We start from the raw sequence: 5815 nt of genomic DNA on the forward strand, positions 1-5815 counted from the left end.
TGATGATCGGCAACGGCACGATGACGCTGGGCGGTACCGCGAAACAGGCGCTGATGACGCTCTCGGGCGCCGGGATGTTCGATGCGGGTGCGCTGGCGGTCGGCGAATTGACCCTCGACAGCGAAGGCGCGGGCGAGAGCCGGCTGAATGCGGTCAAGAGCGCCGCGGTGACGACGCGCGGCATCGGCAAGACGATCGTGCTCGGCAAGCCCGTGTGCACCGTCCGCAACGTCGGCAACGGGACGGTGCAGTGCGGGAACGCGAGGAAATAGCCTTATGTCATAAGCCGGATGACGGGTTTCGAACGATTGAGGACGGTTGGATGTGCACCCCGGCGAAAGCCGGGGCCCAGAATTCCAACACTAACCTTGCGCTTTTCCGCACTGGGCCCCGGCTTTCGCCGGGGTGCACAAAAGGGACGGCTCACCACCCCGAAGCGGGTGTACAGCGCCTATTTCTTCAGCCCGATCTCGCGAAGCCGTTCCTGCAGATACTCGTCTGCCGTAATCGGCGTCGGGTAGAGGTTCGGGTGCGACGCATCGACGCAGCTTTCGAGCGTCTCGATCGGATAATCCGAGCGGAAGTGGAGGAAGAAGGGCATCGAATAACGCGCGACGCTGGCACGGCCGGCGTCGGGATTGCGGACGCGGTGCGTGGTCGAAGGCAGCTTGTTGTTGGTCAGCCGCTGCAGCATGTCGCCGACATTCACCGCCATCGCGCCAGCGGGCGGGCTGACCGGAAGCCAGCTGCCGTCCTTGTCGAGGATTTCGAGCCCGGCTTCCTCGGCGCCGAGCAGCAGCGTGATCGTGTTGATGTCCTCATGCGCCTCGGCGCGGATGCCCTTGGCGGGCGCTTCGACCGGCGGATAGTGAAGCAGCCGCATCACGCTGTTGCCATCGGCGACGGTGTCGTCGAAGAAATCGGGGGCGAGGCCAAGATAGCGCGCGATGCCCGAGAGCAGCCGGCCGCCGACGCGGTCGAATTCGGCGAAGAGCTTGTCATAGGCGGTGCGAAAGCCATCGACCTCGGCGGGCCAGACATTGTTCGGCTGTTGCGCGGCGAGGCGGTGGCCGGCGGGCAGGTCGCGGCCGACGTGCCAGAATTCCTTGAGGTCGACTTCTTTCGCGCCCTTGGCGATCTCGGTGCCGAACGGCGTGTAGCCGCGCGCGCCGCCGCCGCCCGCGATATGATAGGCGCGCTTCACCTCCTCGGGCAGCGCGAAGAAGGCCTTCGCCTTGTCCCACGCTTCGTCGATCAGCGCAGGGTCGATGCCATGGTCGGTGATCATCGCGAAACCGAAGCGTTCGAACGACGCGCCGAAGTCCTTTGCGAACTGGTCGGCGGGAAGCGACATGGAAATAACGGGAACGGCAGCAGTCATGCGAATATTGTCCATCTGGTCAGGGGCAGCGCCCGCGCGGGCGCATCATGAGTCGCGATTTAGGCGTTGAGCGCCAGCGGTTAAAGGGAAAAAGGCGGTTTCGTCCCGCGCGCGGCTCGGCTAAGCCCGCGTCCATGGCAAAGCAATATTGGCTGATGAAATCCGAACCCGACGCCTATGCGTGGGAGCAGCTGGTCAAGGACGGTACCGGCATCTGGGACGGCGTGCGCAACCACACCGCGAAGCTCAACATGATGGCGATGAAGGTCGGCGACGAGGCCTTCTTCTATCACAGCAATATCGGCAAGGAATGCGTCGGGATCATGCAGATCACCGAGGAAAGCTTTCCCGATCCGACTGCGGACAAGGGCTCGCCGTGGGTCGTGGTGCGCGTCGCGCCGGTGCGCGCGTTGGCCAACCCGGTGACGCTCGCGGCGATCAAGGCCGATCCGAAGCTGGCCGACATGGACCTGATCCGCCAGTCGCGGCTGTCGGTCGGGCGCGTGACGCCCGCCGAGTGGAAACATATCCTTAAAAAATCGGAGAAGCCCGGGGGCTGATCTCGCGCACTATGCGGGCGATTATTTCGCCAGCTTCGCCTTCAGATGGTCGGCGACCGACGGGTGCAGCGGATTGACGAATTCGCAGCCGTAATTGTTGCCGTCCTGCCGGCGCACCACGGCTTCGACCGGCTGCAGCCCGGGCAGGTTCACCCAGATATGCTTGCCGATCGCCTGACGCGAAAAGGTGAACATGCGAAAGCCGTTCGCCGACAGGTCGAACAGTTCGGCATCGAACGGATTGGAACCGGCTTCGCGAAAACGGGCGCGGCCGTCAACTGGCGTGCGCTCGTCGCGGCGGGCCGATGTAGGCGCCTGACTGGCTTCGAGGGTGCGATTTCCCAACACTGCTTTGGTCCCAGCGTACTCTTGATTCATCATCTTCTACGCTTCCGTTGGTTACCTCAAAGTGAAGAAATATGGTGAAAATCGGCTATATCGGTGGCTGGTCCCCGACAGACATCAAATGGCTGGAAAAGGGCGTGACAAGCTGTGCCGCATCGCGCCATTCGGCGGTCAGCCAGCGCTCATGATCCTCGGCATGCAGGATCAGCGGCATCGCGCCGGGCCCAAGGCGTTCGAGCAGGCCGTTCGGGTCGGTCGTGAGGATCGCGAAGCCCGGCCAATCCTCATTCTGGCGCTGGATGCCCGCGAAGGCAAAGATCGGCCGGCCTGAAACCGATGCCCAGCGCTGGCGCCGCGCGCCCGCCGGCCCCGACCACAGGGCAAAGCTGGTCGCGGGGATCAGGCAGCGAAGTTCGGGATGGCGCAGCGTGCCGATCCAGAAGGGACTCGACAGGTTGCGGACCGTAGCGACGGGCTCGGTGCCCTGCGGCGGCGGCGGGACGCCCCACAGTTTCGGACGCAGGTAACGGCGCGGGCCGCCGCGGCTGTCGGGGGCGATCACCGGTGCGGGGCGGCCGGGCGTGACATAATCGCCGGTCCAGGGATCGTCGCCTGCATCGACGCCTAAAGTCGCGGCGATCGCGCGCGCCGGGGCATCGAGACGATAGAGGTTCATGCGGCCTGATTGCCGTGCGGCGCGGCGCTGTCAATCGGCGCGCTGCGCCGCTTTCACTTGTCCCAGGGCGACTTTTCAGCGGGCTTCGACTCGCCGAGACTGCCGCGTTCGGCGGCACGGTCGGCCGCGACCATGACCCCTGCGCCCATCATGCTGCACCCGACAAAGCCGAGGATCGTCAGGCATCCGAGCCCCATCAGGATCGATTTCATCATATCGGCCATCGTGCCGCTCCGTCGTTGTTCCGGCGGCAGGGATAAGGTGCGCGCGTAAAAATCGCGTTTACTGATCGGACCTTACACGGCCGCGGCCCGCCTTGATGCTCGCGCGGGCCTTCTTGCTGTCGACGCGTTTCGCTTTCGCTGCCTTGCTGGGTTTGGTCTTGATGCGCCGTTCGGGGCGGACGAGCGCGGCGTCGACCAGTTCGTTCAGACGTGCGCGCGCGTCGGCGCGATTGGCCTCCTGCGTGCGGAAGCTGCGCGCGAGAATGACGAGTTCGCCCGCGGCGGTCATCTTGCTTCCCGCCAACGTCTTGAGCCGCCGATAAGCATCGGGCGCAAGCCCCAGCGCGAAGACATCGACGCGCAGCTGGCAGGCGGTCGCGACCTTGTTGACATTCTGGCCCCCCGGGCCCGACCCCGCGAGGAACTTCTCGCTGATCGCGCTTTCGGGGATGTCAGCCACGCGTCGGCTCCGCTCCCTCCGGCGCCGCAAAGCCCAGCGCGGTGAAGCTGTCGGGGAACGGCGCCTCGGCAATTATTGGCGGCTTGACGTCACGTTTTACCACCAGCCGTTCGGCATGGAGCAGGGTGCGCGTCTTCGTGCCGCCGCGGCCGTAGACGGGGTCACCGACGAGCGGAAAGCCGAGCCCTTCGAGTGCGTGGACCCGCAGTTGATGGGTGCGGCCCGTCTCGGGCCGGAAGCGCAGCAGCGCCCGGCCGTCCGCTACCGCGAGTTTTTCCCAATGCGAGACCGAAGGCTTGCCTTTCGGATCGCCGACCATGCGCCAGCCATCTTCTGCGGTCGACACCTTGGAAAGCGGCAGGTCGATCGTGCCGCCATCGCCGTTCGGCACGCCGTCGACGATCGCGAGATATTGTTTCTCCACCTCGCGGGCCTCGAACGCCCGCGTGAACCGGCCGTGTGCCTTGGGGTTGCGCGCGAGGAGCAGGCACCCCGACGTGTCACGGTCGAGCCGGTGGACGGGAAGAGGCCAGCGTTTGAAACCGAACTTCAGCAAATCGAGATGATTTTCGAGGCTGAGGCTGCCGTCGCGCGGCGCATCGACGGGGAGGCCCGCGGGCTTGTCGATGACAAGCGCCTCGCCATCGAGGAAGAGAACACGATCTGAAAGAAGCATGGCGCGCTATAGGGCCTGATCGGTTGAGGGGGAAGCACTCGCATAGCTGCCGATGCCGTGAATCAGGCCCTCAACAAATCATCGTGCGCACGGGTCAGTCGAAAGCGTAAACGTCCATCGCGAGCAGGCCATAGGTGACGCTTTGATGCAGCCGTTCGGCATTGAGCGATGCGCCGCCAGCGCCCATGACTACGTAAAGCGGCAATATATGGTCGGGCGTCGGGTGATTGTCGGTGCCGTGCGGAGCGCGTTCGACGCTGTGGAGCACGTCATCGACCGCTCCGGCCGCCATGCGTTCGGCGATCCAGTCGGTGAAATCGGTAACCCACGCCGGCGCCGGGGCGTCGATCGGCAGGCGCGCCGAGAAGAGCGCACGCAGATTGTGCGTGATGCTGCCCGATCCGATGACGAGCACGTCATCGTCACGCAAGGGAGCGAGCGCCTGCCCGAGCGCATAGTGCCATTCGGGGCTGGCATTCGAGTGGATCGAGAGCTGGACGACGGGGATGTCTGCGTCCGGGTAGATCAGCGAGAGCGGCACCCACGCGCCATGATCGAGCCCGCGTTCGGAATCGGCGGTGACGGCAAGGCCTTGGCCAGCGAGCAGATCGACGATGCGGTTTGCGAGGCCCGGATCGCCCGGGGCGGGATAACGCATCGCGAAGAGTTCGTCGGGGAAGCCGCCGAAATCGTGGATCGTCGGCGGCGCGGGCGATGCGGTGACCGTCGCGCGGCCGCCCTGATACGCAGCGTCATGATGCGCCGACACGACGAGGATCGCGCGCGGGCGCCGCAATCGGGTGCCCAGCCCGGCGAGGAAATCCCGCGCCGGGCTGGGCTCGAGCGCCATCATCGGCGAGCCGTGCGAAACGAAAAGGCCCGGGAGACGGCGCATCGATTCAGGCCGCGAGCTTCGCCGCGGTGCGCGCGACGCGTTCGCCGAGATAGCGGGCGCCGGCGAGGTCGGCTTCGGCCGGCTGGCGCGAACCATCGGCACCGGCGATCGTGGTCGCGCCATAGGGGGCGCCGCCCTTCACTTCATCGACGCCCATCTGGCCGGCAAAGCCATAGTCGAGCCCGACGATCGTCATGCCGAAGTGGATAAGGTTGGTGAGCACCGAGAAAAGCGTCGTTTCCTGGCCGCCATGCTGCGATCCGGTCGAGGTAAAGGCCGCGCCGACCTTGCCGTTGAGCTTGCCCTGCGCCCAGACGCCGCCGGCGGTGTCCCAGAAGCTCGCCATCTGGCTCGACATGCGGCCAAAGCGCGTCGGCGTACCGACCACGATCGCGTCGTAATTCGCGAGTTCGTTCGGATCGCTGAGCAGCGGATGCGCGGTGTCGGTCTTGAAACCCGCGGCCTGCACCACCGCTGCGGGAGCGGTTTCGGCGACGCGGCGGATATCGACTTCGGCGCCTGCGGCGCGCGCGCCCTCGGCGACGGCGTCGGCCATCTGCTCGATATGTCCATAGCTCGAATAATAGAGCACCAGTAC

General features: G+C 65.6%; 10 protein-coding genes. 2 read left to right on the forward strand and 8 right to left on the reverse strand.

Features of this window, described 5'->3' with window-relative positions:
- Nucleotides 1-272 (forward strand): GIN domain-containing protein (locus VGD20_RS15130; protein WP_331135240.1); only part of this gene is annotated, 272 nt, incomplete at its 5' end.
- Between the two features lie 179 nt (nt 273-451).
- On the opposite strand, the gene VGD20_RS15135 is transcribed toward VGD20_RS15130, so the two are convergent.
- Nucleotides 452-1381, reverse strand: coding sequence for an isopenicillin N synthase family dioxygenase (locus VGD20_RS15135; protein WP_331135241.1), 930 nt, complete (start codon nt 1379-1381; stop codon nt 452-454).
- A 134-nt stretch (nt 1382-1515) separates the two neighbouring features.
- Here VGD20_RS15135 and VGD20_RS15140 point away from each other — a divergent pair, with 134 nt between their 5' ends.
- Nucleotides 1516-1941: an EVE domain-containing protein gene (locus VGD20_RS15140; protein ID WP_331135242.1), complete on the forward strand. Its 426-nt coding sequence runs from the start codon at nt 1516-1518 to the stop codon at nt 1939-1941.
- A 21-nt stretch (nt 1942-1962) separates the two neighbouring features.
- On the opposite strand, the gene VGD20_RS15145 is transcribed toward VGD20_RS15140, so the two are convergent.
- The 7 genes from VGD20_RS15145 to wrbA form a co-directional block, all read right to left on the reverse strand.
- A complete protein-coding gene (locus VGD20_RS15145) occupies nt 1963-2286 on the reverse strand; it encodes a PilZ domain-containing protein (RefSeq protein ID WP_331135243.1) in 324 nt (107 codons plus the stop codon).
- A gap of 88 nt (nt 2287-2374) precedes the next feature.
- Entirely contained in the window at nt 2375-2962 is a 588-nt protein-coding gene (locus tag VGD20_RS15150; protein ID WP_331135244.1) for an SOS response-associated peptidase family protein, read from the reverse strand.
- A 53-nt stretch (nt 2963-3015) separates the two neighbouring features.
- On the reverse strand, nt 3016-3186 hold the full coding sequence (locus tag VGD20_RS15155) for a hypothetical protein (protein WP_327464473.1): 171 nt from the start codon (nt 3184-3186) through the stop codon (nt 3016-3018).
- 58 nt (nt 3187-3244) lie between these two features.
- Complete coding sequence (gene arfB / locus VGD20_RS15160) at nt 3245-3646, reverse strand: alternative ribosome rescue aminoacyl-tRNA hydrolase ArfB (protein WP_331135245.1); 402 nt, start codon at nt 3644-3646, stop codon at nt 3245-3247.
- Nucleotides 3639-4322: an RNA pseudouridine synthase gene (locus VGD20_RS15165; protein ID WP_331135246.1), complete on the reverse strand. Its 684-nt coding sequence runs from the start codon at nt 4320-4322 to the stop codon at nt 3639-3641. Before VGD20_RS15165 ends, arfB begins: the two co-directional genes overlap by 8 nt.
- Nucleotides 4323-4416: 94 nt before the next feature.
- Nucleotides 4417-5217: a class III extradiol ring-cleavage dioxygenase gene (locus VGD20_RS15170; RefSeq protein WP_331135247.1), complete on the reverse strand. Its 801-nt coding sequence runs from the start codon at nt 5215-5217 to the stop codon at nt 4417-4419.
- Nucleotides 5218-5221: 4 nt separating this feature from the next.
- Nucleotides 5222-5815: NAD(P)H:quinone oxidoreductase (gene wrbA / locus VGD20_RS15175; RefSeq protein ID WP_331135248.1), on the reverse strand; the 594-nt coding region annotated here is incomplete at its 5' end.

The sequence above is a fragment of the Sphingopyxis sp. genome, assembly GCF_036402335.1.
Lineage (GTDB): Bacteria > Pseudomonadota > Alphaproteobacteria > Sphingomonadales > Sphingomonadaceae > Sphingopyxis.

What these genes read in the sequence shown, in the direction of transcription:
- VGD20_RS15135 (WP_331135241.1), bottom strand. Translation starts at nt 1,381, where the DNA reads ATGACTGCTGCCGTTCCCGTTATTTCCATGTCGCTTCCCGCCGACCAG.
- VGD20_RS15140 (WP_331135242.1), top strand. Translation starts at nt 1,516, where the DNA reads ATGGCAAAGCAATATTGGCTGATGAAATCCGAACCCGACGCCTATGCG.
- VGD20_RS15150 (WP_331135244.1), bottom strand. Translation starts at nt 2,962, where the DNA reads ATGAACCTCTATCGTCTCGATGCCCCGGCGCGCGCGATCGCCGCGACT.
- VGD20_RS15155 (WP_327464473.1), bottom strand. Translation starts at nt 3,186, where the DNA reads ATGGCCGATATGATGAAATCGATCCTGATGGGGCTCGGATGCCTGACG.
- VGD20_RS15165 (WP_331135246.1), bottom strand. Translation starts at nt 4,322, where the DNA reads ATGCTTCTTTCAGATCGTGTTCTCTTCCTCGATGGCGAGGCGCTTGTC.
- VGD20_RS15170 (WP_331135247.1), bottom strand. Translation starts at nt 5,217, where the DNA reads ATGCGCCGTCTCCCGGGCCTTTTCGTTTCGCACGGCTCGCCGATGATG.